This is a genomic window from Streptomyces sp. NPDC057486 (genome assembly GCF_042802415.1).
GTDB classification, from domain to species: Bacteria; Actinomycetota; Actinomycetes; order Streptomycetales; family Streptomycetaceae; genus Streptomyces; species Streptomyces yanii.
Genome location: NZ_JBHVEE010000145.1, coordinates 1 through 25,337, shown reverse-complemented (window position 1 = coordinate 25,337; position 25,337 = coordinate 1). Strand labels below are relative to the sequence as shown.

Sequence of the window (25,337 nt, the reverse complement as noted above, 5' to 3'; positions counted from 1 at the left end):
GTGCGTGCGATCGCAAGGCGGAGGGTCGTCCTCGTACTGGACGTACTTGGACGACCCCGACAACGCAGCGAGCGTGCGTGCCAGACGTCGCGGGGCAGGCGGGACTTCCGACACACGCCCTAGGAATCCCGCTCCGCTGCCTCGGCGATGCGCTTGATGTCCGCCAGCCGCCGATCCCAGTCGGCCGCGAGCGCGGCCATCCACCGCGCCGTGGCGTCCAGCGCCGCGGGCTGCACCGCGTACCTCACCTCGCGTCCGACACGGCGGCCGGAGACCAGCCCGGCGGCGTCCAGGACGGCGAGGTGCTTGACCACCGCCTGCCGCGAGACGGGCACTCGTTCGGCGAGCTTCGTCGCGGTGGTCTCGCCCTGTGCGGCGAGCAGATCAAGCAGCTGACGTCGCGTCGGGTCAGCCAGCGCGACGAGAACGCTGTCGACCGACTCGCCGCCGCCGCGACGTTCGTCCGTCACGCGGACTGTTCGGCGCGCTTCTTGAGCGCTTCGAACACCTGGGGCCAGCCGCCGGTGTTGTCCTTCACCGCCTTGCTGCGCAGTTCCTCGGACCCGGCCAGCGCCGCGAACCCGCTCTCGACGACACGGAGCCGCGTCTTGTCGCCTTCCGGGGTCAACGTGAACTCCACGAGGGTGCTGTTGTCCTCGTGCAGCTCTTCTCCGGGGAACGCGCTGGCCCAGCGGTACGCGACGTACGTCGGCGGCTCGACCTTCTCCACGCGCACCGGGAAGTCGCCGTACTCGGCATTCTTCGCCACCACCGACTCGCCTTCTTTGGCCGCGACGCCGGGCAGGCTCGCCTTGTCGGCCACCCAGAACCCGGGGTCGGCCACCAGCGACCAGACCCGCTCCACGGGTGCCTCGATCAGGGTTTCGCGTTCGATCCGGTCCTCGCTCATGAGGGACTCCTTCACTGTCACGATTGGATGCAACTCCAGAGTTGCACGTCGAGCCCCCACGCGCAACCCAAGAGTTGCGCCTCGGACGCGGGCCACCTTGCCCGCCCGTACGTCTTCACATGGTCACCGCGCGAGGCGGCCCGGACTCCGCGCACGCCGCCCGTCGCCCGCGGACGCCCTGCGGCGGGCAGGCCGAGGCGGCACCGGCCGACACGGCCCCGCTCGCCACGGCAGCGCCAGGGCACCTCCGAGCCGTCCGTCCTCGGGTCACGCAACGTCAGCGATCCATTACCGGTCCGGGCTCAGCGACTGTCGTGCCCCGGTGCGGCTCGACATCGCCGCGTCGAGCGCATCGCGGCACACTGAGAACAGCAGATGGGGATCAGCGCCTCAGCTGCGGGATCACCGAGAGTCGGGGCGGTCACCTGTCGCGAGGACGGGTGATTGCCCCGATGACGACGGAGGTGCCTTGGCCGTGAGAGGCGACGCACTCATGATCATCGATGGTTCCGGCGTGATCATGGAGTGGAGCCACGAGGCCGAGTCCCTGCTGGACCTGCCTGCCTCCCAGGTACTGGGCTCTCCGGCGACGGAACTCTTCACGGTCACCAAGGGCAGTACCGGCGCGGAAGAGGTACGGCTGAGCAGCCGGGACGGCCGCACGGCAGCGTGTGAGTTGCGAGTGCGGCCAACCCTGAGAGACGGCGCTGTGGCCTGGGAAATCGGGCGACAGCCGACGGAACCCGCGGGCGGGACCAGCGCGAGCAGCATCAGCGCCGGTGGGATCGAGGCCCTCTTCGACCAGTCACCCATCGGCTTGCACATCCTCGACCCCGAGCTCCGGGTCGTGCGCATCAATACGGCCACACTGGCCATGCACGGAGTAACGGCCGAAAGCATACTGGGCCGGCCACTCGCGGAGGCGTACCCCTTTGCGGACCCTGCGGCCGAGGAAGCCGTGACCCGCCGAGTACTGGAGCAAGGCCTGCCGGCGCTCGACCGCCTGGTGCGCCTTCGTTTTGATGCTGATCACGGCGGGGGAAGAGTGTTCTCCGTATCCGTCTTCCGACTTCGGAACGACCAGGGTACGGTCCTCGGGCTTGCGATCTTCACCGTCGATGTCACCGCCCGGGAGCGGGTGCACGCACACGCCTCTGTCCTCGCCGATGTCCGCGAATACGTCGGGCGAACCCTCGATGTGGTCGACACCTGCCAGGAGGCAGCGGATGTCCTGGTGCCCCGGTACGCCGACATCCTCGTGGTCGAGGTGGTGGACGAAGTCGTACGGGGCGAGGACCCCCCACTCGGTCCGCTCAGCCGGGATGTGCCCCTACGGCGTGCCGCCTTCCGCAGCCGTGCCGCGGAGCCCGTGCATCCGCTCGGCGATGTACGCACCGTTCCGTACGGGACACCCTTCGGACGGACCCTGTCCGACCTGCGCCCCCGGCTCCTGGAACTGACTGCCGAGAGTGCGTGGTCGGCTGCGGACCCGGCACGGGCCGAGGCCATCCGCGCGGCGGGAGCACATTCGCTCATCACGGCACCGTTGACGCTCCGCGGCACCGTGCTGGGGCTGATGAGCCTGTACCGCTGCGGGCAGACCGAACCCTTCGGCGAGGACGACGTCGGCCTCGCCCTCGAACTGGCCGCCCACACCGCGCTGTGCGTCGACAATGCCCGCCGCTTCACCCGCGAGCGGACCATCGCCGCCACCACCCAGCGGCGACTCCTGCCCCAGAGCCCCTCTCCGCAAACAGCCCTCGACACAGCGTGGCTCCACCTCCCGGCAGACCGGGGCGCGAGCTGGTTCGACACCATCGCCCTTCCTGGCGCCCGCACCGCTCTGGTCACCGGCCATACGTCCGGAGACGGAATCTCCGCCGCCACCACCATGGGGCAACTGCGCACCGCCATCCACGCGCTGGCCGCACTCGACCTGGAACCCGACGAACTCCTCGCCCGACTGCACGACACGACCGAACGTCTCGCCGAGGAACGCGCGGCTCTCCCAACCGCCGACCCGCTCCACAAAGAGAGGCTCACGGCAGGTTGCGTCTACGGGGTCTACGACCCCCTCACCCGCATCTGCACCATCGCCCGTGCGGGTCACCCCGCACCGATCGTCGTCCATCCCGACGACACGACCCACGTCTGCGACGTCCCGGCAGGCCCCCCGCTGGGATGCACCCAGAACATGCCCAGGGCTTCCGCGAGCCTCGAACTCGCCGAGGGCAGCACCCTCGCCTTCTACACGTCAGCCCTGCTCCCGGAGGCGGAGGCGGAGACGGATCCCGGCCTGCTCCGGAGCGTCCTGGGCCGATCCGACCGCTCCTTGCAGTCCCTGTGCGACGACGTCGTCTACGCATTGGGGAACGAGCGCCCACGAGGCGACGCCGCCCTTCTCCTGGCACGGACCTCCGACATCGCCTCCGGCCACGTGGCCACCTGGCAACTCACCCCCGACGCGACAGCCGCCGGCGAGGCCCGGGCACTTGTCCGGCGCCAACTCGACCAATGGAACGTGGACGAGGAAACGACCTTCACCGCGGAGCTGATCGTCAGTGAACTGGCCACCAATGCCGTGCGCTACGGATCCCCTCCCCTGCAACTACGCCTCATCCTGGAGCGCACACTCACCTGCGAGATGACGGACGGCGGCGACTCCGCACCCCATCTGCGGCACGCCCGGGTCGTGGACGAAAACGGTCGAGGTCTGTTCATCGTTTCCCAACTCGCCCACCACTGGGGCACCCGCTACGGCCAGAACGGCAAGACCATCTGGACCGAACAGAACCGCTCGCCCGCTTGAAGGCCGATGAACCGAGGGAACAGGTCCACCATCGTCTTCACCGGGGAGGGCGCAGGGCGTGCGGTTTTACGCCCACTCGGGGTTGCGGCCACTGGCCGCGAGGGCGCGGTCGAAGGCGGGACCTTCGGCCGACACTTCGATGGCCGGGCCGTACGAACCATTGGCGCGGGCCTGTTCGGCCAGTTGCTCGACGACACTCAAGGTGACCTCAGCGGTCTCCTCGCTGACGGTGAAGGTGCGGCCGATCGCTCGGCTCAGGTCCCAGCCGTGCAGAGCGAGTTCCTGGAGAGTGATCGCGGCAGCGAACCGAGCGGGCATCTCGCCGGGGCCGAAGGAGGTCATGCCTTCGTACGCGGCGGGTTCGGCCCAGGCCGCGGCTGCCTTGAGGGCGAGATCGGCGACGGCCGCGGGCTCGACGGCCGTGGTCCCGGGAATCTGCGGCTGCTTGCGGGCGGCGCGCTCGGAGCCGACCAGCACTCCGGCAAGGTGCCCGAGAAGCTCGGCAACGGTGAACTTCTCGCAGGGGGTGCGTTTTTCGAGCTGATCGGGGTGTACGGCGCGGGCCGCACCGGCAAAGGCGGTGGCGAGTTCGTTGAGTGGGGCATCCATGGCGGGCTCCTCGTCCTTGGTCTCGTGCGGGCAGGTCGGACGGTGAAGTAGGGAGTGGGCTTGCCGGTCTCGACGGAGTCGTTGAGTCGGGTCGTCAGCTGACCCCAGGCGTCACTGATCATCGGCAGCTCGGATTCGCCCTTCGTGAAGCCGGAATGCGAGGAGGCCACGCGGGTACCGACGCCGTCGGGGCCCGTGGTCAGTGCCAGGTGATGGCGGTGCCGGCCCAGTACGGAGGGAAAGCGCCGGTGTTCACCCGGACGGCACTGTCCTCGTCGGCCTTCTCGCGGCGGAGCCGGAAGGACTCGGGAACGCCGGGGAAGTTGAAGAACAGGACCTCGTCCCTGCGGTTCACATCGTTGGTCCACCAGCCGGTGAGGCCGTCGTGGGTGTTGGGCGCCTTCAGTACGCGGCGGCGATGTCGAGCGGCTCGCCGTACGCGCGGAGGGCGGCGACCCCGGCGCCGACAGCTGGATGCAGTAGCCCGCGAGCTAAGGGCTGTGAAGGGCGTATCCGGCCGGTGGCTCGCGGTTTCCGGGCTGCGCAGCGTCCGAACGGCTGACCACGGTCACTGTGGGCAGGCGAGAGACACCCGTACCCGAGGGGTTCGCCTCCCGACTACCGGCCTTCACGGATCTGGCCGGCGGCATCGCGCGCAGCGTGGGACGACTTCCGGCGAGGGCCTGGACGGGTGGCAGGCCGGCCCGGGGCGGTGCCGTCCCGTCGTGCCGGCGGATCGGTGTGTCGGCACGATGGGCCACGGCAACCGAACACCGAGGCAACCTGCTCCAGGCAGGAATCCGGTATTGGCTCAAGCGTGGTCAACCAGTTGTGCGTGGCCTTTCTGGCGTGCGCAGTGGGCGCAGCAGTAGAACTGGCCGTTCGACTGGAGGCCATGCCCCAGGATCCGACATTGACAGTTCTCGCAGGAGGGAGCGAACCGTTGGGCGGCGCACTCAAGGCTGTCGAAGATGTGGACAACCCCCGCCGCACGCACCTCGAATGCCTTCTCGTAGTCATTGCTGCAGACTTCACATACCGCCATGGCCGATTGCTCCTCGCGCTGTGTCGGGCATCTCTCCTGGACGTTACGAGGCTGTGCCCGGCCTCACCCCAACGCAAGGCGACCAGCGGCATGGGCCTGCGCGATCACTCGCCTGGACGCGGTTCACGTACGACGGCACCGCACCGTCTCCTGCCGGCCATGGCACTGCACCTGCGCGAGTGGGACCCCTGCACGGCACCGCCACAGTTCTGACCGCCCACTCGGAGACGCACGTCACACTCTCCTTCCTGTCACGCTCCGCCCAGCTGTCCTGTCAATGCTGCGTAAACGTCAACACGGCACAGGAGGACGAATGAAGGACATCCTTGTCATCGGTGGAGGATTCGCCGGCGTGTGGAGCGCGGCAGGAGCCGTGCGAGCCACGCGTGAGGCAGGTGAGGAGGTGCGGGTGACTCTGGTCAGCGGTGGTGACGATCTGGTCGTGCGTCCCCGTCTCTACGAAGAGGACCCGGAGAGCAAGCGGGTGCCTCTGGACCGTGTTCTCGGACCCATCGGCGTGCGCCGGGTCACGGCTACTGTGACCGGTATCGACACCGGGGCCCGTACTGTGCGGGCCGTCGGGCGAGCTGGCGAGAAGCTGACCCTGTCGTACGACAAGCTCGTGCTGGCCGCCGGCAGCCGGCTGGTGCGCCCCGACTTCCCGGGCGCACAGAACGTCTTCGACATCGACACCCTGGCCGCGGCGGCCGCGTTCGACCATCACCTGCGGCGGCTGCCCCGGCGGGCGCCGTCCCCGGGCCGATACACGGCCGTCGTGGTGGGCGCCGGCTTCACCGGCCTGGAGATAGCCACCGGTCTGGGCGAACGGCTGTGGGCGATCGCCCACGCGCACGGCGCGGACGAGGAGGTGCGGGTCGTCCTGGTCGACCGCGCCGACGTCATCGGACCGGAGCTTGGCCCCGGACCCCGCCCGCACATCGACGGTGCGGTCGACGAGCTGAAGATAGAGCGACGCCTGGGACGCACCGTGGCATCGGCCGCCCCCGAGCACGTCACCCTCTCGGACGGAGAGGTGATCTCCACAGCCACCGTCGTGTGGACGGCCGGAATGGTCGCCAGTTCTCTGACGGCGCAGATCCCAGGAGAACGCGACCGGCTGGGACGGCTGAGCGTGGACGCCTATCTGCGAGTGACGGGAGTCCCTGACGTCTACGCGGCCGGTGACACCGCCGTCGCCCTCGCGGAGGAAGGGCACTGCACGACGCAGAGCTGCCAGCACGCCCAGCCGATGGGGAAATTCGCCGGACACAACGTGGTCGCCGACCTCCTGGGAACGGATCCGCTGCCCTTCACCCCCGATCCCTACAGCACCTGCCTGGATCTCGGTCCGGCCGGCGCCGTCGTCACACAGGGCTGGGACCGCACGGTCGTGATGACCGGCAAGGACGCCAAGGCCCTCAAGCGGAACATCAATACGCTGTGGATCTACCCACCGGTCGACGACCCCGAGCAGATCCTCGCCCAGGCAGGCCGCTTCTCCAACCTCTGACAGCGCGGGCGGCCGCGCATCCAGCGCGCCGGCTACGCCTCATGGGGGCCAGGCAGGTCAACTGCTTCGACGACGTCGAGCACCGTGATCGACGCGGGCGACCGAGTCAGGACGTAGCCGCCCACCTCTCGCCGCATTGAATGCACCCCGCGCGCGAGGCGGCCGGGGCTGCTCGACGAGAAGGGCGGGCGAGAAGCCGTGCGGTTGCACCGGCCGCGCGGCCTGGGTGAAGTTGGCGCCACCAAGGCATATATCGGACATCGTCATCGACGAAAGGACCATGCAATGAAGTTCGCAGTCATCGGCGGAACCGGGCTGATCGGTTCGCTGGTCGTGAGGAACCTGAACACGGCCGGCCACCAGGCCGTCCCGCATTCCCTGTCCACAGGCGTCGACATCATCACCGGCCAGGGCCTGGATGATGCCGTGGCGGGCGCCGACACCGTCATCAACCTGACGAATTCCCCGACCTTCGACGACGCCTCGCCTGCCTTCTTCCGGACGTCGATGGACAACCTCCTCGCCGCGAGTGAGAAGGGCCGCGTCGGGCACTTCGTCATCCTCTCCATCGTCGGCGTGGATCAGGTGCCCGACCTGGACTACTACCGGGCGAAGGTGCTCCAGGAAGACATCCTCAAGGCCGGCCCTCTCCCGTACTCCATCGTCCGCGCCACGCAGTTCATGGAGTTCATCGACGCGGTCATGTCCGAGACCAGCGAAGGCGAGACCGTCCGCCTGCCGCGTACGCCACTCCAGCCGATCGCCGCCGCGGATGTCGCCCGCGTCGTCGCCGAAGTCGCCGACGGCACCCCGCTCAACGGCGTACTTCACATCGCAGGCCCCGACGTCTATCCCCTCGACGAACTCGGCAGGCTCACCCTCACCGCCAAGGGCGACGGACGCTCCGTGGTCACCGACGACACCGCCGGCATGTTCGCGGCGGTCCACGGCGATGTCCTCACCGCTCGGAACGACGCCCGCATCGCCCCCACCCACTATGCCGACTGGCTCTCCTGAACCAGCCGCGCCCCCGGTGCTCGGCCGTGCTGCCCTCCCGTCCGACGACGCCACCACGTCCCGCCCGACGCCGACGTGCACCCGGGCATCGCGGGCTTCCAGGACATCGCCCACGACATCGACGTGAAGTCAGCGGCGCGCGCGACGATCGGGGCCGTACTCGAGCGTCGCGAGGCCCGCGGCTGCCACAACCGGTCCGACCACCCGGAGTTCGACCCATCGCTGCAGGTCAACCTGGTGTGGTCCGGTCCGGGGCCGGTGGAACGGGAGGCCATCCCGCCGGTCCCCGACGGCATCGCGGCGTTCATGCGTAAGGTCTCGACCATCGGCAAACTCGTCGAGTAGCAAGGGTTTCGAACAATGCCGTCGAAGCAAGATCCAGCGGAAGACGCCGAGAACCTTCAGGAAGCGGAGGCGGTGTTCCGCGGTGCCCGCGGTCGCATGTTCGGGATTGCCTACCGAATGCTGGGCAGCGTCAGCGACGCAGAAGACATCCTCCAGGAGGTCTGGATCCGCTGGCAGACCTACGACCGGTCCACGGTGCAGAACGCGCAGGCGTTTCTCGCGACGACCACGACAAGGATCGCGATCAACGTCCTGCAATCCGCGAGGGTCCGCCGTGAGACCTATGTCGGCCCTTGGCTGCCGGAGCCGGTCGACACCAGCAGTGACCCGGCACTGGGCGCGGAGCGCGGGGAGGCTCTGGAGGTCGCGGTGCTGATGCTGCTGGAGAAACTCACTCCCACGCAACGGGCGGCGTACGTGCTTCGGGAGGCGTTCGACTACCCGTATGAGCAGATCGCGGAAATCATCGGTCAGACGCATGAGAACGTGCGCCAGCTGGTGAGCCGGGCGCGAAAGCATCTGGCCGCGGAGACACGTGCAAGTGTCGCGGCCCCCGAGCACCAGCGGTTCCTGACCGCATTCGTGGCGGCCGCACAGACAGGGAATGTGACCGCATTGGAGGAGCTGTTCGCGAAGGACGTCGTCTCGTATTCGGACGGCGGGGGCGCCGTTCGGGCGTCGAAGTTCCCCGTCGTGGGCCCTCACCGAGTGGCGAAATATATCCACGCGTTCGCCGAGACCTTCTGGTCCGGTGTCTCGGTGGAGCCGGTCGAGACCAACGGCCGGGCTGCGGTGCGCCTGTACCGTGACGGGAGCGTGTTCGCCGTTGTCACGGTGAGCGTGACCGCAGACGGTATCGACCGAGTGCTGTGGATGATGAACCCGTCGAAACTCACTGCCATGGCCGCCTGAGCATTCAATACCGCACCGCGTACGAGGTGACCGTGTCCTCGGTACGGACCGTGATCGTCCGCTGCCCGTCGTTGAGCAGTTGTCAAAACCTGCGGAACGACGGGACGGCCACCGTGCGGACTTGGGGGCCGCTCGCGCAGCGGTAGCTGCGGGCCGAGTGGGCCATGGCCGACCTGCACAGGTGGCAGTCACCGGATGCACGATTCCGCTGCCGGGCGATGCCCTGCAGGATGGCCGGCGTCGTATGAGATCCGATCGCCGGGTGATTCAACACGGGGGACGCGCAACCGACCATGCCCGAGGACGCGCGACGAGCAGAGCCACGTCGTCGTGGTGCTCCGGGTCGCGCAGTGCACCGAGGAGCCGGTCGCATGTCTCCTCCAAGGGGCACTGGGGGCCTTCCAGCAGCTGGAGCAGTCTCTTCAGGCGCTCGTCGATGGGGCGTTCACGGGTTTCGACCAGTCCGTCGGTATAGAGGACGAGCAGATCTCCGTGCCCCAATCGGACGGTGCCGGCTTCGAAGGGGACGCCGCCGACGCCGAGGGGGACGCCGGTGGGCAGGTCGACCAGTTCCGGTGGATGGCCTGTGCGTACGAGGACCGGAGGCATGTGTCCTGCTGTGGCGATGTGGCACTCCGCGCGGCGAGGGTCGTAGACGGCGTAGACGCAGGTGGCGATGTAGTGCTCCAGGCGTGCGGTGGTCTTGTCGAGCTGTCGGAGCACCTGTGCCGGGTCGAGGTCCAGATCGGCCAGCGTGCACGTCGCGGTGCGCAGTCGGCCCATGGTCGCGGCGGCGTCTATGCCGCTGCCCATCACGTCACCCACCACCAAGGCGGTCTTGTCGCCGTCCAGGGAGATGACGTCGAACCAATCCCCGCCGACCTCACTGGCAGCTCCTGCGGGTTCATAGCGGGAGGCGACCTCCAGGCCCGCGTGGTGCGGAGGGTGATCCGGGAGCAGGCTGCGTTGGAGGGTGACCGCGATGTTGCGCACGCTCTGGAACCAACGCGCATTGTCGATGCACACCGCCGCGCGGCCGGCGAGCTCACCGGCCAGGGTGGCGTCGTCCTCGTCGAAGGGCAGCGGATTGCGAGCACGTATGAAGTCCACGGCCCCCAGGACTTCGCCGCGGGCGATCAGGGGGACCGCGAGATACGAGTGGACGCCGGCCTGGGACAGAAGGGCGGCGGCAGCCGGGTCGCGGGCGATACGGGGCAGATCCTGATCGGTTGCGTGCGGCACCAGCACCGGTCGACCAGTGTGTACGCACTGCGTGATCAGGCGGTCGGCACCATAGGTGGCAAGGTCTCCGGGCCTGTCGGTGGCGCGGACGACCTCGGTGGGATAGGCGGCTTCGACGGCGAGGGCACGGAAGAGTTCCGGGCCGGTCGCGGGCGCTGTCGAGCGGCGCAGGGCCAGGACGGAGTCGAGCACGTCCACCGCGACCACGTCGGCGAGGTCCGGCACCGTGGCCTCGGCCAGCTCCCGGGCGGTCTGGTCCACCTCCAGGGTGGTGCCGACGCGAGCGGAGGCGTTGGCGATGAGGGCAAGGCGTCGGCGAGCCCGTGCGGCCTCAGTGGCCGCACGGTGCCGCTCGGTGATGTCCACCACCGAGGCAGCCACACCGAGCACCCGCCCGACGCGGTCCTCCAGCCGGAAATACGAGGTGGACCACGCGTGCTCGGTCTCGGGTTCGGCGGGAGTGCGTCCGACGACGTACCGGTCCAGGACGGGGATACCGGTTGCCAGGACCTGACGCATGACGGACTCGATGGCCTTGGTGTCCAGGAAGGGCAGGGCTTCATGGACGTTCCGGCCGATGTGGTCGGCGGCGGGCAGGCCGTTGATGTGGGCCAGAGCCGGGTTGACGGTCACGTACCGCAGATCGGTGTCCATGACCTTGAGCCCGATGGGGGACTGCGAGACCAGCCGCTCGGAGAGCGCGAGCTCGGTTTCGACCTGCTGGAGGGTGGTGTGGTCGGCCGCGATGCTCAAGGCGTATACGTCGCCGAGGTCGTCCAGCAGCCGCATGTTGCGGAACTCGACCAGCCGGGTACTGCCGTCCTTGTTCCGGATGGGGAAAGCACCGGCCCAGCTCCGGCCCGTGTCCATCACCTCGGCAAACAGCTTGATCACCAGATCCAGGTGCTCCTCGTGGATCATCAGGCGTGCCGCGTACTGGCCAAGAGCCTCCTGGGCGGTATAGCCGAACAGCTCCTCGGCCTGCGGGCTCCAGAAAGCGATCCGCCCGTCGGCGTCCAGCACCACCGCGGCGACAGTCAGCAGATCCAGCAGCCCAGCCGGGCGTGAACGCCCGGGGCGCACCCGGCTGATGTCGGCCCGGAAGGATTCGACGCTGTTCATGCAAGGCACTCCCTCCGCCTGCCAACCGACGCGGGGTCTCCTGCCGGCCCTCGGTTGCGCCGGTCTCCTTGCTGCTCCGGATACCCCCATACTCCCTCCGGCCCCGTCGTCATCCCAGCGCAGGACGGTTGGCAGACCGGAGAGGGCTTGTCTGACGGACAGCAGGCGATATCCGGCCTGTTGCTGCCCGTGACGGGGTTCTTCCTGGTCGCGCGGATCGAGCTGAATCGGGAACGTGTCGTCGGCCGACTCCGTACCCGGCCACCGCAGCCCTGCCGGTCGTCGCGGCCGCGTGTCCGGCGTGGCGGTCCGGGCAACGGTATGGCCACCGTCCCGCCGGACGGCACACCCGTCGGTCCGCTCCCATCGGTCCTGCTGACAGCCGTGTACGTCATCCAGCCGGTTTCCCGTGGCAGGCACCACCACCTGCGGCGAAAATGGTGGGCGGAAGGCAAATGAGGAGGTTGGCATCCGGTGTGAAGCTCTCCCGTAGGCCTGCGGCGTCCGACGCGCCTCTGGCGCTCGGCCCGGGCGCAGGCAGGAAAGGGCTCAAATCCGGTGCCCTGGGACTGTCCTCCTCCGTGGCTATCGGCGTGGCGTCCACCGCCCCGGCGTACAGCATCGCGGCCACGCTCGGCCTCATCGTGGCGGGGGTCGGCCTCCAGGCCCCGATCATCACGATCCTGGCCTTCATCCCGATGCTGCTGATCGCATACGCGTACAAGGAACTCAACGCGAGCAACGCCGACTGCGGGACCACCTTCACCTGGGCGACCCGTGCCTTCGGCCCGCGCACCGGCTGGATGGGCGGCTGGGGCATCATTGTCGCCGACATCATCGTCATGGCGAACCTCGCCGAGATCGCCGGCATCTACGGCTTCCGGCTCCTGGGCTACGACTCACTCACGGAAAACAGGGTGTGGACCACGATCGCGGGCGTCGTCTGGATCAGCGTGATGACCACGATCTGCTACATCGGCATCGAGATCTCGGCTGCCCTTCAGCGCTGGCTCCTGTTCTTCGAGGTGGCCGTACTGGTGCTGTTCGCCGTCACCGCCCTGGTCAAGGTCTACACCGGTAACCCCGAGATGGCGATCCATGTCTCAGCGTCCTGGTTCAACCCCCTCCACGTGCCATCGGTCGAAGCGCTGACCACGGGTATCCTCGCCGCCGTCTTCATCTACTGGGGCTGGGACACCGCCGTCACGGTCAACGAGGAGACCGCGGACAGCACGCGCATCCCGGGGCGCGCCGCCCTCATCTCCGTTGTGCTGCTGCTGATCCTCTACGTCCTGGTCACCACCTCGGCGCAGGCCTTCGCCGGGGTCGGCTCCACCGGAATCGGGCTGGGCAACAGGGCCAACGCGGGCGACGTGCTCTCGGGCCTGGGCAACGCCGTCTTCGGCAGCAACGGCCTGGGGCCCCTGCTCGCCAAACTGCTGATCCTCATGGTGCTGACCTCCGCGGTGGCCTCCACCCAGACCACCATCCTCCCGATGGCCCGCACCGTCTTCTCCATGGCCGCGCACAAGGCCGTGCCCTCCCGGTTCGCCCGCCTGCACCGCAGATTTCTCACCCCGACCTGGTCGACGATCAGCTTGGGCCTGGCATCCATCGGCTTCTACGTCCTCCTGACGGCGGTCAGCCGCAACGTCCTTGCCGACTCCGTCGAGTCGGTCGGCCTCGCGATCGCGTTCTACTACGGCCTCACCGGCTTCGCCTGTGTCTGGTACTTCCGCAGCGTGCTCACCCGCAGCCCCGGAGACTTCCTGTGCAAGGGGCTGTTGCCGGGCCTGGGCGGGCTGATGATGCTCTTCCTCTTCTGCTACGCCGCCTTCGACGTCTACGCCGACCCCGGCTACGGTGAGACCTCCATCGACCTGCCGTTCATCGGACGGACGGGCGGGGTGACCGTCATGGGCCTCGGAGCCCTGCTGCTCGGTGTCGTGCTGATGCTCATCGTCACGCGCGAGCACACCGCGGCCCTCAGGCTGCAACGCAGCATGCTGCCTCACCGGCTGCCGCAGCGGACCGCCGTCGAGATGGCGAGCCGCTATGTGCCCGCCGACAGCCGGTCCGGGGTGGGCGGCGACTGGTTCGACGTCATCCCCCTGTCGGGAGCCCGTGTCGGCCTGGTCGTCGGGGAGGTCACCGGCTATGGACTGCTCGCCGCCGCCACCATGGGGCGCCTGCGTACCGGTGTACGTGTCCTCGCCCGCCTCGACCTCGCCCCGGACGAGCTCCTGTCACGCCTGGACGACCTGGCCGGGCAGACCGCCGAGGAGAGAGCGGCCGTTCATGGTGCGGGCGGCGCGCGGCCCGGGGAGGAGGCAGCCCTGGGATTGACGTGCCTGTACGCGGTGTACGACCCGGTGTCAGGACAGTGCAGCATGGCGCGTGCCGGCCATTCGCTGGCTGCGGTCGTCCGGCCGGACAGCGGGGTCACCACCTACCCGGAGCTCCCGGCTGGCCCTCCGCTGGGGCTGGGGGGTCTGCCCTACGAGACCACGGAATTCCAGCTGCCGCAGGGCAGCCTCGTCGCCCTTTTCACGGACGGCCTCGTCCAGGCGGCCGCCGACGACCTCGACGTCGGCCTCGGCCTGCTCGCCGAAACCCTTGTCCAGCACCAGCGTTCCCTGGAAGAGCTCTGTGACCGCGCAGTCGCGACCCTGGTGCCGGGGCCGGCGAACGATGACGCGGTCCTGCTCCTCGTACGCACACGGATGCTCGGCGAGCACCAGGTGGCGGTGTGGGAACTGACCGCGGAACCCGCGATGGTCGGCAAGGCCCGCGCCATGACCATGGGGCAACTCGGAGAGTGGGGACTCGACGAACTGTCGTTCACCACCGAACTCATCGTCAGTGAGCTGGTCACCAACGCCATCCGCTACGCCGCCGGGCCGATCCACGTCCGGCTCATCCGCGACCAGACCCTCATCTGCGAGGTGGCCGACACCGGACACACCTCACCCCATCTGCGCCACGCCGCCGCCGACGACGAGAGCGGCCGCGGCCTGTTCATCGTCGCCCAGATCGCACAGCAGTGGGGCACGCGCTACACGCCCACCGGCAAGACCATCTGGGTGGAGCAGGCCCTGCCGGAATCCCCTGCCGTCGGTGAACCGCTCTGACCGTGCGATTCGTCCTGGGAGTGGTGTTCGACCGCGTGCCAGGCGGTGAGACGGATGACGATTCCCAGGCCGACGTGCACGGCGCGCACGTCGGCCCTGATCACCTCTCGCAACGCCCGCATACCGGAGTCGTACCGCTCCCGCGCTGCTTCCGGGTCAGCCGATGGGCCCTCGGGCCACTTTTCACCGACACCCTCCGTCGGGGTCGAACCGCCCCTCGTGCACCCGCCGCCGCAGCGGTCAGCGCAACGACTCGGGCAGTTCTTCCCTGTGGACGATGCCCAGGCGCTGCGTCGCACGGGTCAGCGCCACGTACAGGTCACTGGTCCCGAACCGCCCCGGCTCCACGACCAGGACATGGTCGAATTCGAGCCCCTTGGCCTCACGCGGGCCGAGCAGCACCACGGGACGGGTGAGGTCGGGTTCGGCGCCGGCCGTGACCCCGTCGAGCGGGGCCGCGATCTCCTCGTGCAGGGCTCGCGGTGCGATCACCGCGAGGCGCCCCTCCTCGGGCGTCAGCTCCGCGACGGCCCGGGCCACCGCGCCCGCCAGATCCGCACCGGCGTCCCTCGTCCACGGCGTCCCGCCGGTGGACCGCACCGACGCGGGCGGCTCGAACGAGGGGTCCTGGGCCCGTACAACCCTGGCGGCCAGCTCCATGATCTCCGCAGGCGTACGGTAGTTGACCCCCAGCCTCACATGCTCGAAACGGCCGCCGACGTACGGCTCCAGGATCCTCTCCCACGAGCCGACGCCCGCCTCCTCGGAGGTCTGCGCCGGATCACCGACCAGGGTCAGCGAGCGGGTCGGTGACCGGCGCATCAGCAGCCGCCACGCCATCGGCGACAGTTCCTGCGCCTCGTCGACGATGATGTGCCCGAACGCCCAGGTCCGGTCGGCGGCGGCTCGCTCGGCCGCACTCCTGTGATCGGCCTCCTCCTGCCGCTCGGCCATCCGCTCGGCATCGATGATGTCGTGGGCGGCCAGGCGCTCGGACTCCTCGTCCTCGAACTCGTATGTCTCCGAACCCCGGGACAGCTCCAGGACGCCCTGTGCATAAGCGACCCGCCCCTGGCGCTCGGCCTCGGCTGCGGCCCGCTCGGCACTGTCGTCGGTCCCGAGCAGCTCGGCCGCCTCGTCGAGAAGCGGCACATCGGCCGGGGTCCACTCCCCGTCACCGGGAACGCGCCGGATGGCCTCGGCGTCCTCATCCGGTACGTGCACCGGCTCGGCCAGATAGCCGGCCAGGAACTCCTCGGGGGTGAGCGCCGGCCACAGCTCTCCGACGGCGGCGTGCACCTCCTCGCTCGCGGCGACGCTCTTGCCGAGCTGGGCGATGTCGTCCGCACCGAGGAAGTTCGGGCCGCCGTACGGGTCCGCGCCGATGCGTTCGACGAGCTGCGCGGTGAGGGCGTCGATGACGTGGAACGCGAAGTACGGACGGGCGAGGTTGTGCGGCAGACGGGTCTCGCGGGCCGACTGCCGGGCCTCGTAGGCGATCTCCCAGTCCAGGACGAGGTCCCCGTCGTCGTGCGGGATGACCACCGGCGCGCCGGGCTCGGGCAGCCCCTGCCGGTCGCGTACGGCGCGGGCGAGCGCCTCGGCCATCCCCGCGCCGCCCTTGACGGCGGCCGCACGGGGGGTATCGGTTCCGCGGGCGTGGACACCGGGGAAGAGCTCGGCCTGCGTGGCCAGCATGACCCCGGTCTCACCGAGGGCGGGCAGCACCTCGCCGATGTAGCGCAGGAAAGCCGGATTGGGGCCCACGACCAGGACCGCGCGCTTGGCCAGAAGCTCACGGTGCTCGTACAGCAGGAAGGCCGCACGGTGCAGCGCGACCGCGGTCTTGCCCGTGCCGGGGCCGCCCTCGACGACGAGGACACCACGGTGCGGAGCACGGATGATGCGGTCCTGTTCCGCCTGGATGGTCCGCACGATGTCGCCCATGCGGCCGGTGCGGGCGGAGCTGAGCGCGGCGAGCAGCACGGTGTCACCGCTCGGGTCCTCGAATCCGCTGCGTTCGCGGTCCCCGAGATCGAGGATCTCGTCGTGCAGTTCGGTCACCGTGCGGCCCTCGGTGGTGATGTGCCTGCGTCGGCGCAGCCCCATGGGCGTATACCCGGTGGCGAGATAGAAGGGCCGGGCGACAGGTGCCCGCCAGTCGATGAGCAGAGGCGTGTGTTCGGTGTCGTCCTCACGAATTCCGATACGGCCGATATGGTGCGCGGCACCGTCGCGGAGGTCTATGCGGCCGAAGCACAGCGAGCCGTCCACCGCATTCAGGGCTGCGAGCAGACCGGAACGCTCGGCGAGGAGCACATCGCGTTCGAGACGGGCCTGCAGGCCGTTCCCCACCGGGGTCAACGCATCCTCGACACGCTGCGCGGTGACCCCGCGCAGCGTGTCGACACGGTTGTAGAGCCGGTCGATGAATTCCTGCTCCTTCTGCAATTCGACGTTTTCGTGAGTTGACAAAGTCACTCCTTGCCGGATATGGTGTTCTCAGTGGCCCCGGTAAGGGGTCTTTTCTGTTGGATACACAGAATCACTCAATATACGTGGGGAAATCCCCGTTCCGCAATTGCGGAACGGGGATTTCCTGCGCTCGGGGACCACGGCCTGGGAACGAGGTCACGACAGACGCGGCTGCGCCCGGGTCGGAGGCACGTCTGTACCGTGCGCGAATCCCTGTCCGCGGCGCCGCCCGTGCCGCAGGGCTCCTCCCGGGCCGCCGCCGGACGAGGCCTCCCCCGAGGTCACCGACTGCGCCGCCCGCCCCGATGGCGGCTCGGAGGAGAGACGGGACGGGCACCGGAGCCCGGCCCGCGTCCGAGCGGACAAACAGGTATCAGGAGGCAGGGCACGCACCATCGCCGATGGAGGTGGTGACGAAGTCGTAGCCCATCGCCTGCTTGCGCCTCATGGCGTAGACCTCGAGGCAGAAGGCGGTGTCCGTGCCGTCGGCGGTGACGGTGTAGTCGGCCTGTTCCGCGCCCCCGTTGAGCACGTCGGAATCCGGCGGATCCGAGGCGAGCGTAACAGTCAGCGCGTCCTGGGAACTGTGGCCCTTCTCCGCGATGCGGGCCTGCAGGATGTCCTCGTAGTTGATGGTCCCGGGCCCGAACTGCGCCTCGCTCGACAGCTCGGCGGTCGCCGCTGTCACGGCGGACCGCAGTTCGTCCCCGTCCCAGTCGTTGGAGCCGCTGAGAAGGCCCGGATGATAGAGGAGGTACATCCCGCCGACGGCGAACAGCAGCGAGCCGATGATGAGGGCGCGGCCGACGGGGTTGTGCGGGTTGTAGACGTATCGGCTGGTGCCCCATTTGCTGCGGATGAATATGCGGTCGGCGTCGTCGCGGCTGTCGGTCATGGCGACATTCTCGACGCCGGTCGGCCCTTGTGACCAGCGGTTCGGGGGTCGGCTGAGCCCCCTGTCGGACATGACGACGCCCCTCCGCGGAACTGCTGGGGCCATGTGTCCACCAGAGAGCGGTTCCGGTCAGTGCTTCGTGGGGCGATTCCGACGGCTGGGTGACCAGACGCCTCAACCGGCATGGCCGGCACCGGAGATGCCCATGGCCATGGTGGCAGGTCGCCGTCGGAGCATCTCGTCTGTTTCCTCCGGAGATACCCGGCGGAGATCCGGAACCTGCCCAACTCCAGTCGGACGAACCGTGCGACTGTCCCAGCGGCGACGAAGTCCTCACGATGGACCGGCACTGCGGCGTGATGACCTTGTGTGACGTCCGGAATTGGATCTTCCCTGCCCGTGCGGGGCGGTTTGCGGCTGATGGCACATTTTTGGCCGACGCCCCCTCATCCTGTCTCCCGGCGGGTGGTCCGTTCTTTGCCCTACCCTTGCACCGGATCAGCGCATTCGCCCTCCAAGCGGTCGTGTCTCCCCCAGTTGGACAACCCTCTCCGGCAACCTGTGCGTATGGCCGACACCTTCGAGCACACCCCCCAAATCTGGAACGCCGCACAGTTGCGCGACGCCCTCAAAGATCTGCCCGATGACGCACCCATCCATATCGGTGTGGCAAGCGACCCCGGCGACTTCGACGGGTACCGCGGCTTCGTCCTCGTGGACGCCCATCAGGTGGAGAACTGGTGGCCGGCCACCGCGACCACTCCAGAACGCACCGAGACGGAGAAGGCGCTGACCCTGTTCGCCGACTGGGAGCCGGACAGGTACGACCTTCTCGACTGAACCGGTCACGCTCAGGTCCACCGGACAGTCAGTTACCGCTGCAGTACTCGCCGGCCGCGCCCGCACCGCAGGAGCAGTCCCCCGTGGACCTGAGCGTTCACCGCGGACCATTGCCCACGCGGCCACCGAAGAGATCCGGACCCTGTGAGCTCCTCCACGAGCTATCCCATGATCCACCGCACCGTGGGCGGCGCCTCGTCACTGGCTCCCTCATTTCAACGCACAACAGGGCATGGCGCCGCCTACGCAGCGATGCGTGGAACAACCGCACGGCCGGGCCGGGCAGCTCTACTCCTTCCACATTCCTGACCTGCCCGGCAGCCTGCGCCCGGCGCGATCCGGGCGCCACCGGGGAGGAACGACGCCCCCCACCGGCACCGCTGCCACGATGTCCGGCCGAGGGGGCGGTCCGGTGATCGCCGACTCGGGCCTGCTGCCCTGCTGGTGGACGCGGGTGGGAGGGCCCGGTCAGTGTGCGAAGAGAGTGCTGGCGAGGACCACGTGGACCGTGGTGCCACCCAGGATGCTCAGCAGGGCGTTGCGTCGCCACAGGTGCAGGCCGATGGTGACGGCCAGGGCCGCCGGCGGGGCGATGGCGCGTACTTCCGTCGGATGGAGGTCGCGCAGGCAGTAGGCGAGCAGGATCACCATGACGCCGGCCGGCATGCGGGTGCTGAGGTACTGGACGGTGCTGCTGGCGCGCAGGGGGGCCAGGACCGCGAAGGGCAGGGCGCGCAAGGCCCAGGTGACGGCGGCGGAAATCGCGACTGCGGCGATCAGATAGGGCGTGTCAGGCATGGCGGGTCCTCGTGCGGGCGGTGAGGTGCCGGGCCAGAAGAGCAGCGGTGAACAGGACGAAGGCGGTCAGCATCATTTGGCCGGGGAGGAGAAGACGGGCGACAAGTGCGCTGAGCAGCGCGAGGACGGGAGTGGGCAGGTCATCGCGCCGGTCCCTGATCGCATCGAGAGCCAGGACGGTGAACAGGGCGGTGAGAGCGAACTCCAGGCCGGTGACGCTGTCGGGGATGAGCGAGCCGAGCAGTCCTCCGGCGGTGGCGCCGCCGACCCAGTACAGGTGCATGTACAGCTGGAGCCACAGGATGCGGCGGCCGGGCCAGGAGCGGGCCTGCTCGCTGGTGGTCAGGGCGTAGGCCTCGTCGGTCAGGGCGAAGGTGCTGTAGGCCTTCGCGAGGCGCCCGCTCACGCGGTGCAGGGGGAAGGACAACGTGTAGAAGACGTGCCGGATGTTCACCAGGAAGGCGGTCAGGGCGACTGTCCCGAGCGGTGCGACGGCGGCGACCAGGCCGACGAGCAGGAACTCGAACGATCCGGCGTAGATGAGGGCGGTGAATGCGCTCGCCCACCACCAGGCCAGGCCGGACTGGGTGACGAGTACCCCGAAGGCGAGGCCGAGCGGCACCAGCCCCAGGCCCACGGAGGTGGAGTCCTTGAACGCGGCCGGAGCCGCAGGCGTCGGGAGCTGAGCGGGGGTCTGGGACGCGGCGGGAGGCCGAGAAGGATCAACGGCAACGGATGGAAGTATTCCCATGCGGAAACTTTAGGACAAAATCCGCCTTATATGGTTGCTGACAATGGCTCTACGATCCACTTATGAGCAATGAAGTGCATGTCGATCGCATCGACAGTGAAATCTTGTTTCATCTGAGTCAGGACGGGCGGCTGACCAATGTCGAACTGGCCAAACGAGTCGGTCTGACCCCGCCGCCGTGCCTGCGCCGGGTCAAGCGGCTGGAGGAGCTCGGTGTCATCACCGGATACCGGGCCGTCATCGACCCCGAAGCCCTCGACCGCGGGCTGGAAGTCCTCATCGACGTCGAGGTCAGTGCCACCGACCGCAAGACCTTTGAGGAGTTCGAGGACACCGTGGCGTCCTACGAGGAAGTCATCGAGTTCCGTCGCATGTTCGGCCGCCCCGACTACTTCATCCGAGTCGCCGTTGCCGACCACGCCGCCTACGAGGCCTTCCTCACCGGCAAGCTCAGCGGCCTGCCCTGCGTCCTCCGCCTCGAATCTCACCTGACCATGAAGAAGATCAAGACCAGCCCCTGACAGCAGCCATCGGCATCAGCCGGGAGGCGCCCTGCTCGGACTGTGGCTACGTGTCCCGACACGCCGTGGCTGCGAAGTCCGCTGTGGGGACGGCGGTGGGGGAACCACCGCCGTCGGCCGAGAGATCGTCGTAGTGGACCTCGCCCGGGGTGAGCCGGTCCCGGTCGGTCAGGGTGAAGGAGACGCTTGCCGATGACCAGGAGTTGTCTTTGGTCCAGCCGTAGAGGGCATACGTGGTCCCGGCCGTGAGTGGGGCCAGGGGCTTGGTCGCGGTCCAGCCGGCGGCGGGGGCGTCCAGGGGCCAGGTGACGAGCCCGGCGGTGAGAGGACGGTCAGCGGTCCATGAACCCACCTTCGTCTGGCTTTTGGCATCGGTGCTGTCCACGTAGAGCGTCGCGCCGTCGATATGGTGCCCACAGATCATCATGACGCCGACCAGATGACCGTCGACGGTCACGGAGATCCCGGTGACGGCATCGACGGGCACCGTGCACCCCGAGGTCGCTATGAGGGTCGCACCGACCGCAACGGTGCCGACGAAGCGCCGGGACACCGGCCACGAAAACGCCCGCCGCATGAGCCCCCCTCCCCCGGGGGCGCGCCCCGATGTCCCGGATCGTACGCGGCCCGCTTCGAGGGACGGCGGCGCCGTCGCTCATCCGTTGCTACCTCGTTGCTGCCTCGTGGCCGAGTGGTCGTGCCTCCTCCAGCAGTGGTGGAGATGCCGGTGAACTGCTTGCTCAACGTCCCCTGCGTTGTCGACGGGACGCGGCAAGCCCTTCATGTGGTTGCCCCGCCCCGGGGCACCGGGTGCGGCATCAGAATTCTGCCGCTTGTGGCTTCCGTGGTGGATGGGCCGCCCGACGCCCCGGTGACGATCCGCGGGAGCGGAGTGGAGGCGCGGATGACGCTCGAGCACGCCCACGAGCAGCCGAGAACCGGACGGTGCAGCCGTGCCGACCGCAGGTCGATATCCCGCCTCGACTGGTTCTGCAGGCGCCGACAGCAGCAACGGTTGCGGGAACTCCCATCGGGACCGGACGACGGGAGCCGGGGTCCGTCAGAGCGTACGGGCGAGAAGGTCCAGAAGTGCCGTCCAGTGACGTTCGGCTGCATCGGGGTTGTAGGCGGCGGTGTCGGCCTGGGTGTAACCGTGGTGCGCGCCTCGGTAGACCTCACCCTGGTGGCGGACACCGGCTGCCGTGAGTGCCTTCTCGAGGCGGTCGATCTGCTCGGGGGGCATTGCCTGGTCCTGATCGGCGTGTCCGAAGTACGCCTCGGCGGTGATGCGGTCGGCGAGCAGGTGCGGGCTGTCGGGGGTGTCGGGGGCCAGTTGCCCGCCGTGGAAGCCGGCGATGGCGGCGACGCGGTCCGGGTAGGTGCCTGCGGTACGCAGGGCCAGGCCTGCACCCATGCAGTAGCCGGTGACGCCGACCGGGCCGTCGGTGGCCTGTGGGCAAGCAGCCAACCAGCGCAGGTAGGCGTCGGCGTCACGCATCGCCAGTTCGGGGGTGAGTGACCGCATGATGGGGACGATGTGCTGGAAGATGTCGGGGCGCTGGACAGGGTCGATGAAGTCGGGAAGCTCCACCACCGGGGCGCGGCCATGACGGTAGAAGACATTGGGGACCAGCACGGTGTAGCCGGCCCCGGCAAGGCGGTCAGCCATCTCCTTCAGGTGCGGGCGCAGCCCGAAGGCGTCCATGTAGAGCAGGACAGCGGCATGGGGACTGCCATCGTCGGGATGAGCCAGGTATGCGTCGGCCGAGCCATCCGGGGTGGGAATATTCACCGCTGTTCCGTGCACGGCAGTCATCGGCGCTTCTCCTCTTTCTGTCTTGACTCAGTAGGGGTGTTGCTACGGGTGACTCGTGCTCATTATCGGACACCACATGGATGCGGCAGCCGGCACCCGTCAGCCGCCGGTCGTCTCCGACGGGGAACTGCTGCCGTTCAGGTGGGGATGACCATGTACGGACCCCAAGGGATCGAGGAGACTGTCTCCTGTACTGCGGTCAACTCCAAGACCGGCATCGGCTCGACGTGCTGGAAGGAATCCAGTGGTGGCAACGCTTCCCGAAATAACAGCCCTGTTGGGCGAACCTCGGTTCAACTGGTCGGATCCGGCACCGTGGATCGAACTGGAGCGGGAACTCGGTATCGAATTTCCTGCGGATTTCCGTGAGATCGTGGACGCCTACGGTTCGATCGAGATCAACGGACAGTTGTATCTGAAGCACCCCGCCTGCCATCTTCTGCACAGTCTGAGAGAAAATATCAGGGGCGATCTCGAGCTCTGGCGCGAGGAGGACATGGCGGAGTTCTTGCCGAGTCCGGTGGGGGCGAACCCCGGGGAACTGATACCGGTGGCGTCGGCCACGACGGGCGAGGCGGTTTTCCTTCGAATTCCCGGCGCCCCTTCGTCACCCTGGCGCGTCGTGGTCCAGGAGTTCGACAGTCCGGCCTGGACTCTCTACGAGATGACGTTCAGTGAGTGGTTGCTGGCTTATCTCAAGGGCAGGGACGTGACGTTGTGTTCTCGCAACTTCGCGCCTGACGGCCCGTTCTACGAGTTCCTGCCCTAAGGGCCGCTCCGCCAGGGATTACGGGACAGCCCTTGAACGTCTTGCTCAGCGCCGGGTCAGGGTGCGGCGGCGACCGGCTCCACTCCTGGTCTGTTCCCCCCGGCCCCAGGCCTGATAACGTCGCCGTGCACATGACCGACCGAGGAGGTGAGACCCATTAACGCTGTATCAGGCTGGGTGCTCTCCTCCCCCGCGGCTGTGCGGTTCATCTGACATAGGTGGCCCTGGGAGCGCCCGTAGGCATCCCGAAAGGCCACGAACCCATGTACGTCACCTCGGAGACGACCTCGAACGGCGTCTCGGAACGTCCGTTCACCCATGACGGCATCTCAGGTCTGCTCCGGCCACCCGTGACTCGCTGCAGCTTCGCGGTGGCGGCCATCGACGCGCCCGGACACGGCAACCGCCAAAGAATCGAGCAGGACGGACAGTTCGCGGCAGGCAGCAAGGAACGGATGTCCGCCGGCGAGCCCATCGGCCCACTCGTCACCCGGCACAACACCTCGCCGGCAGCGCGTGCCGTTCCGAAGTGGCAGTCCACCCCGGACGCCCTTCAAGACCTTGACCACGTCGGCGCAAGCGGACGGGTGGGGTTCTGGGGCGTGTCACTGGGCAGCGAGATCGGCGTGCCCTCGGCCGCAGCCGAACCGAGGATCACTGCCACCGACTTCGGCTGCGCGGGCCACGAAACCCTGGCCGAGGCGGCGGCACAGGTCACCGTCCCGGTCAAGTCTCTGCTGCAGTGGGACGACGAGCCGGTGCCGCGCGACGTTGGCCTCGCATTCTTCGACGCCTTCGCTTCCCGTGAGAAGACGCTGCACACCAACCCGGGCCGCCACGCGGGCATCCCCGCGTTCGGCCCGGAGAGCTCACAGCGCTTCTTCGCACGTCATCTCGTCCGAGACCTCGACGCCCCGTAGGCACACCACTGACCCGCGTGGATCAAGCCGGCGTACCGCTGCGGCGCTTCTCCCCGAAACACCACTGAAAGGATCTTTGCCATGCCTGCCTTCTCCGCATTCGACGGAACCAAGCTTGCGTACCACGTTTTCGGCGACGGACATCCCGTGGTCTGTTTGCCCGGAGGACCGACGGACTCCGTATACCTGGGCGACCTCGGTGGCCTTTCCACGCACCGGCAACTGATCAGGCTGGATCTCCGGGGAACCGGCCGGTCGGAGATGCCGGAGGACATCGCCTCCTGCCGCTGCGACCGACTCGTCGACGACCTGGAAGCCCTGCGCGAGCACCTCGGCCTGGACCAGATGGACCTGCTCGCACACTGCGCAGGCGCGAATCTGGCAGCACTGTACGGCGGCCGCCATCCGGAGCGCGTCAGCAAGCTGGCGCTGATCACGCCGAGCGTCCGGGCCGTCGACTTCACGATCACAGGCGACCTTCGGCGCGAGACGGCGCAGCTCCGCCGGGACGAGCCGTGGTTCCCGGCGGCGTTCGCGGCCTTGGAGGCGATAGTGGCGGGCAAGCCCACCAGCGACGCCTGGAAGGCCATAGCGCCGTTCTCCTATGGCCGTTGGGACGAGGTGGCTCGGGCCCATCAGGCTGCTGGGGACGAGCAGATGAACATGGAGGTCGTGGCTGCCTTCGGTGCCGAGGGCGCTTTCGACCCGGACGCCACCCGCGCCGCGCTCGCCCGGTTCGCTTCGCCGGTGCTCCTGCTCGCCGGAGAGGTCGATCCGGGTGCCCCTCCCCGCACGATGGCCGAGTTCGCCGGTCTGTTTCCGAACGCCGAGCTCGTCGTTCAGGCCGGAGCCGGGCACTATCCGTGGCTCGACGACGCCGACCGGTTCGTGGCGACCACC

22 protein-coding genes and 1 pseudogene are annotated in these 25,337 nt (G+C 68.5%); 11 read left to right on the top strand and 12 right to left on the bottom strand.

All coding sequences use genetic code 11. The annotated features are described in order from the left end of the window. Positions 1-119: 119 nt before the first annotated feature. Both ACFU6I_RS40295 and ACFU6I_RS40290 read right to left on the bottom strand, forming a co-directional pair. Entirely contained in the window at positions 120-470 is a 351-nt protein-coding gene (locus ACFU6I_RS40295; RefSeq protein WP_384376927.1) for an ArsR/SmtB family transcription factor, read from the bottom strand. Continuing rightward, the gene (locus ACFU6I_RS40290) at positions 467-910 is read right to left on the bottom strand and encodes an SRPBCC domain-containing protein (protein WP_384376924.1); all 444 of its coding nucleotides are present in this window, start codon (positions 908-910) and stop codon (positions 467-469) included. Before ACFU6I_RS40290 ends, ACFU6I_RS40295 begins: the two co-directional genes overlap by 4 nt. Before the next feature lie 475 nt (positions 911-1,385). Here ACFU6I_RS40290 and ACFU6I_RS40285 point away from each other — a divergent pair, with 475 nt between their 5' ends. Beyond that, the gene (locus ACFU6I_RS40285; RefSeq protein WP_384376921.1) at positions 1,386-3,719 is read left to right on the top strand and encodes a SpoIIE family protein phosphatase; all 2,334 of its coding nucleotides are present in this window, start codon (positions 1,386-1,388) and stop codon (positions 3,717-3,719) included. Positions 3,720-3,785: 66 nt separating this feature from the next. Here ACFU6I_RS40285 and ACFU6I_RS40280 read toward each other — a convergent pair whose 3' ends face one another. From ACFU6I_RS40280 to ACFU6I_RS40270, 3 genes are all read right to left on the bottom strand, one after another. Continuing rightward, entirely contained in the window at positions 3,786-4,328 is a 543-nt protein-coding gene (locus ACFU6I_RS40280) for a TIGR03086 family metal-binding protein (RefSeq protein WP_384376918.1), read from the bottom strand. 199 nt (positions 4,329-4,527) lie between these two features. Further along, a complete protein-coding gene (locus ACFU6I_RS40275; protein WP_384376915.1) occupies positions 4,528-4,683 on the bottom strand; it encodes a hypothetical protein in 156 nt (51 codons plus the stop codon). 456 nt (positions 4,684-5,139) lie between these two features. Next, entirely contained in the window at positions 5,140-5,373 is a 234-nt protein-coding gene (locus tag ACFU6I_RS40270; protein ID WP_384376912.1) for a hypothetical protein, read from the bottom strand. A gap of 313 nt (positions 5,374-5,686) precedes the next feature. Between ACFU6I_RS40270 and ACFU6I_RS40265 the strand changes: the two genes are divergently transcribed. The 4 genes and pseudogenes from ACFU6I_RS40265 (at position 5,687) to ACFU6I_RS40250 (ending at position 9,157) form a co-directional block, all read left to right on the top strand. Further along, positions 5,687-6,883, top strand: a complete 1,197-nt coding sequence (locus ACFU6I_RS40265) for an NAD(P)/FAD-dependent oxidoreductase (protein ID WP_384376909.1) — start codon at positions 5,687-5,689, stop codon at positions 6,881-6,883. A gap of 285 nt (positions 6,884-7,168) precedes the next feature. Beyond that, complete coding sequence (locus ACFU6I_RS40260) at positions 7,169-7,900, top strand: SDR family oxidoreductase (RefSeq protein WP_384376906.1); 732 nt, start codon at positions 7,169-7,171, stop codon at positions 7,898-7,900. 75 nt (positions 7,901-7,975) lie between these two features. Next, a pseudogene (locus ACFU6I_RS40255) lies at positions 7,976-8,245 on the top strand (succinate dehydrogenase); the annotation flags it as partial. A 15-nt stretch (positions 8,246-8,260) separates the two neighbouring features. Further along, on the top strand, positions 8,261-9,157 hold the full coding sequence (locus ACFU6I_RS40250) for an RNA polymerase sigma-70 factor (protein ID WP_384376903.1): 897 nt from the start codon (positions 8,261-8,263) through the stop codon (positions 9,155-9,157). Between the two features lie 267 nt (positions 9,158-9,424). Here the strand turns inward: ACFU6I_RS40250 and ACFU6I_RS40245 are convergent, their stop codons facing one another. Further along, positions 9,425-11,521: a SpoIIE family protein phosphatase gene (locus ACFU6I_RS40245; RefSeq protein ID WP_384376900.1), complete on the bottom strand. Its 2,097-nt coding sequence runs from the start codon at positions 11,519-11,521 to the stop codon at positions 9,425-9,427. A gap of 581 nt (positions 11,522-12,102) precedes the next feature. Between ACFU6I_RS40245 and ACFU6I_RS40240 the strand changes: the two genes are divergently transcribed. Beyond that, entirely contained in the window at positions 12,103-14,652 is a 2,550-nt protein-coding gene (locus ACFU6I_RS40240) for a SpoIIE family protein phosphatase (protein ID WP_384376897.1), read from the top strand. A gap of 240 nt (positions 14,653-14,892) precedes the next feature. Here ACFU6I_RS40240 and ACFU6I_RS40235 read toward each other — a convergent pair whose 3' ends face one another. Continuing rightward, positions 14,893-17,103 carry a HelD family protein gene (locus ACFU6I_RS40235; protein ID WP_384376933.1) on the bottom strand — a complete coding sequence of 737 codons (2,211 nt, stop codon included), beginning with the start codon at positions 17,101-17,103 and terminating at the stop codon, positions 14,893-14,895. Positions 17,104-17,500: 397 nt separating this feature from the next. After that, on the bottom strand, positions 17,501-18,022 hold the full coding sequence (locus tag ACFU6I_RS40230; RefSeq protein ID WP_384376894.1) for a hypothetical protein: 522 nt from the start codon (positions 18,020-18,022) through the stop codon (positions 17,501-17,503). Positions 18,023-18,589: 567 nt separating this feature from the next. On the opposite strand from ACFU6I_RS40230, the gene ACFU6I_RS40225 reads away from it, so the two are divergent. Continuing rightward, a complete protein-coding gene (locus ACFU6I_RS40225) occupies positions 18,590-18,862 on the top strand; it encodes a DUF6225 family protein (protein ID WP_266989368.1) in 273 nt (90 codons plus the stop codon). A 468-nt stretch (positions 18,863-19,330) separates the two neighbouring features. Here the strand turns inward: ACFU6I_RS40225 and ACFU6I_RS40220 are convergent, their stop codons facing one another. Next, complete coding sequence (locus ACFU6I_RS40220; protein ID WP_384376891.1) at positions 19,331-19,660, bottom strand: branched-chain amino acid transporter permease; 330 nt, start codon at positions 19,658-19,660, stop codon at positions 19,331-19,333. Beyond that, entirely contained in the window at positions 19,653-20,297 is a 645-nt protein-coding gene (locus ACFU6I_RS40215; protein ID WP_384376930.1) for an AzlC family ABC transporter permease, read from the bottom strand. Before ACFU6I_RS40215 ends, ACFU6I_RS40220 begins: the two co-directional genes overlap by 8 nt. 176 nt (positions 20,298-20,473) lie before the next feature. Between ACFU6I_RS40215 and ACFU6I_RS40210 the strand changes: the two genes are divergently transcribed. After that, positions 20,474-20,932: an Lrp/AsnC family transcriptional regulator gene (locus ACFU6I_RS40210; protein WP_384045522.1), complete on the top strand. Its 459-nt coding sequence runs from the start codon at positions 20,474-20,476 to the stop codon at positions 20,930-20,932. 46 nt (positions 20,933-20,978) lie between these two features. Here ACFU6I_RS40210 and ACFU6I_RS40205 read toward each other — a convergent pair whose 3' ends face one another. Together ACFU6I_RS40205 and ACFU6I_RS40200 are read right to left on the bottom strand one after the other, a co-directional pair. After that, positions 20,979-21,509 (bottom strand): hypothetical protein, encoded by a 531-nt coding sequence (locus tag ACFU6I_RS40205; RefSeq protein WP_384376888.1) that lies wholly within the window; start codon positions 21,507-21,509, stop codon positions 20,979-20,981. 483 nt (positions 21,510-21,992) lie between these two features. Next, entirely contained in the window at positions 21,993-22,748 is a 756-nt protein-coding gene (locus ACFU6I_RS40200; RefSeq protein ID WP_384376885.1) for a dienelactone hydrolase family protein, read from the bottom strand. 247 nt (positions 22,749-22,995) lie between these two features. Between ACFU6I_RS40200 and ACFU6I_RS40195 the strand changes: the two genes are divergently transcribed. The 3 genes from ACFU6I_RS40195 to ACFU6I_RS40185 form a co-directional block, all read left to right on the top strand. Then, the gene (locus ACFU6I_RS40195) at positions 22,996-23,517 is read left to right on the top strand and encodes an SMI1/KNR4 family protein (protein WP_384376882.1); all 522 of its coding nucleotides are present in this window, start codon (positions 22,996-22,998) and stop codon (positions 23,515-23,517) included. A 263-nt stretch (positions 23,518-23,780) separates the two neighbouring features. Beyond that, complete coding sequence (locus ACFU6I_RS40190) at positions 23,781-24,437, top strand: alpha/beta hydrolase (protein ID WP_384376879.1); 657 nt, start codon at positions 23,781-23,783, stop codon at positions 24,435-24,437. A gap of 81 nt (positions 24,438-24,518) precedes the next feature. Further along, positions 24,519-25,337 (top strand): alpha/beta fold hydrolase (locus ACFU6I_RS40185; RefSeq protein WP_384376876.1); only part of this gene is annotated, 819 nt, incomplete at its 3' end.

Bases quoted from the DNA above. Each gene is read 5' to 3' on its own strand.
- ACFU6I_RS40245 (WP_384376900.1), bottom strand. From the start codon at position 11,521: ATGAACAGCGTCGAATCCTTCCGGGCCGACATCAGCCGGGTGCGCCCC.
- ACFU6I_RS40260 (WP_384376906.1), top strand. From the start codon at position 7,169: ATGAAGTTCGCAGTCATCGGCGGAACCGGGCTGATCGGTTCGCTGGTC.
- ACFU6I_RS40230 (WP_384376894.1), bottom strand. From the start codon at position 18,022: ATGACCGACAGCCGCGACGACGCCGACCGCATATTCATCCGCAGCAAA.
- ACFU6I_RS40290 (WP_384376924.1), bottom strand. From the start codon at position 910: ATGAGCGAGGACCGGATCGAACGCGAAACCCTGATCGAGGCACCCGTG.
- ACFU6I_RS40225 (WP_266989368.1), top strand. From the start codon at position 18,590: ATGGCCGACACCTTCGAGCACACCCCCCAAATCTGGAACGCCGCACAG.
- ACFU6I_RS40280 (WP_384376918.1), bottom strand. From the start codon at position 4,328: ATGGATGCCCCACTCAACGAACTCGCCACCGCCTTTGCCGGTGCGGCC.
- ACFU6I_RS40250 (WP_384376903.1), top strand. From the start codon at position 8,261: ATGCCGTCGAAGCAAGATCCAGCGGAAGACGCCGAGAACCTTCAGGAA.
- ACFU6I_RS40265 (WP_384376909.1), top strand. From the start codon at position 5,687: ATGAAGGACATCCTTGTCATCGGTGGAGGATTCGCCGGCGTGTGGAGC.
- ACFU6I_RS40220 (WP_384376891.1), bottom strand. From the start codon at position 19,660: ATGCCTGACACGCCCTATCTGATCGCCGCAGTCGCGATTTCCGCCGCC.
- ACFU6I_RS40205 (WP_384376888.1), bottom strand. From the start codon at position 21,509: ATGCGGCGGGCGTTTTCGTGGCCGGTGTCCCGGCGCTTCGTCGGCACC.
- ACFU6I_RS40210 (WP_384045522.1), top strand. From the start codon at position 20,474: ATGAGCAATGAAGTGCATGTCGATCGCATCGACAGTGAAATCTTGTTT.
- ACFU6I_RS40190 (WP_384376879.1), top strand. From the start codon at position 23,781: ATGTACGTCACCTCGGAGACGACCTCGAACGGCGTCTCGGAACGTCCG.
- ACFU6I_RS40270 (WP_384376912.1), bottom strand. From the start codon at position 5,373: ATGGCGGTATGTGAAGTCTGCAGCAATGACTACGAGAAGGCATTCGAG.
- ACFU6I_RS40200 (WP_384376885.1), bottom strand. From the start codon at position 22,748: ATGACTGCCGTGCACGGAACAGCGGTGAATATTCCCACCCCGGATGGC.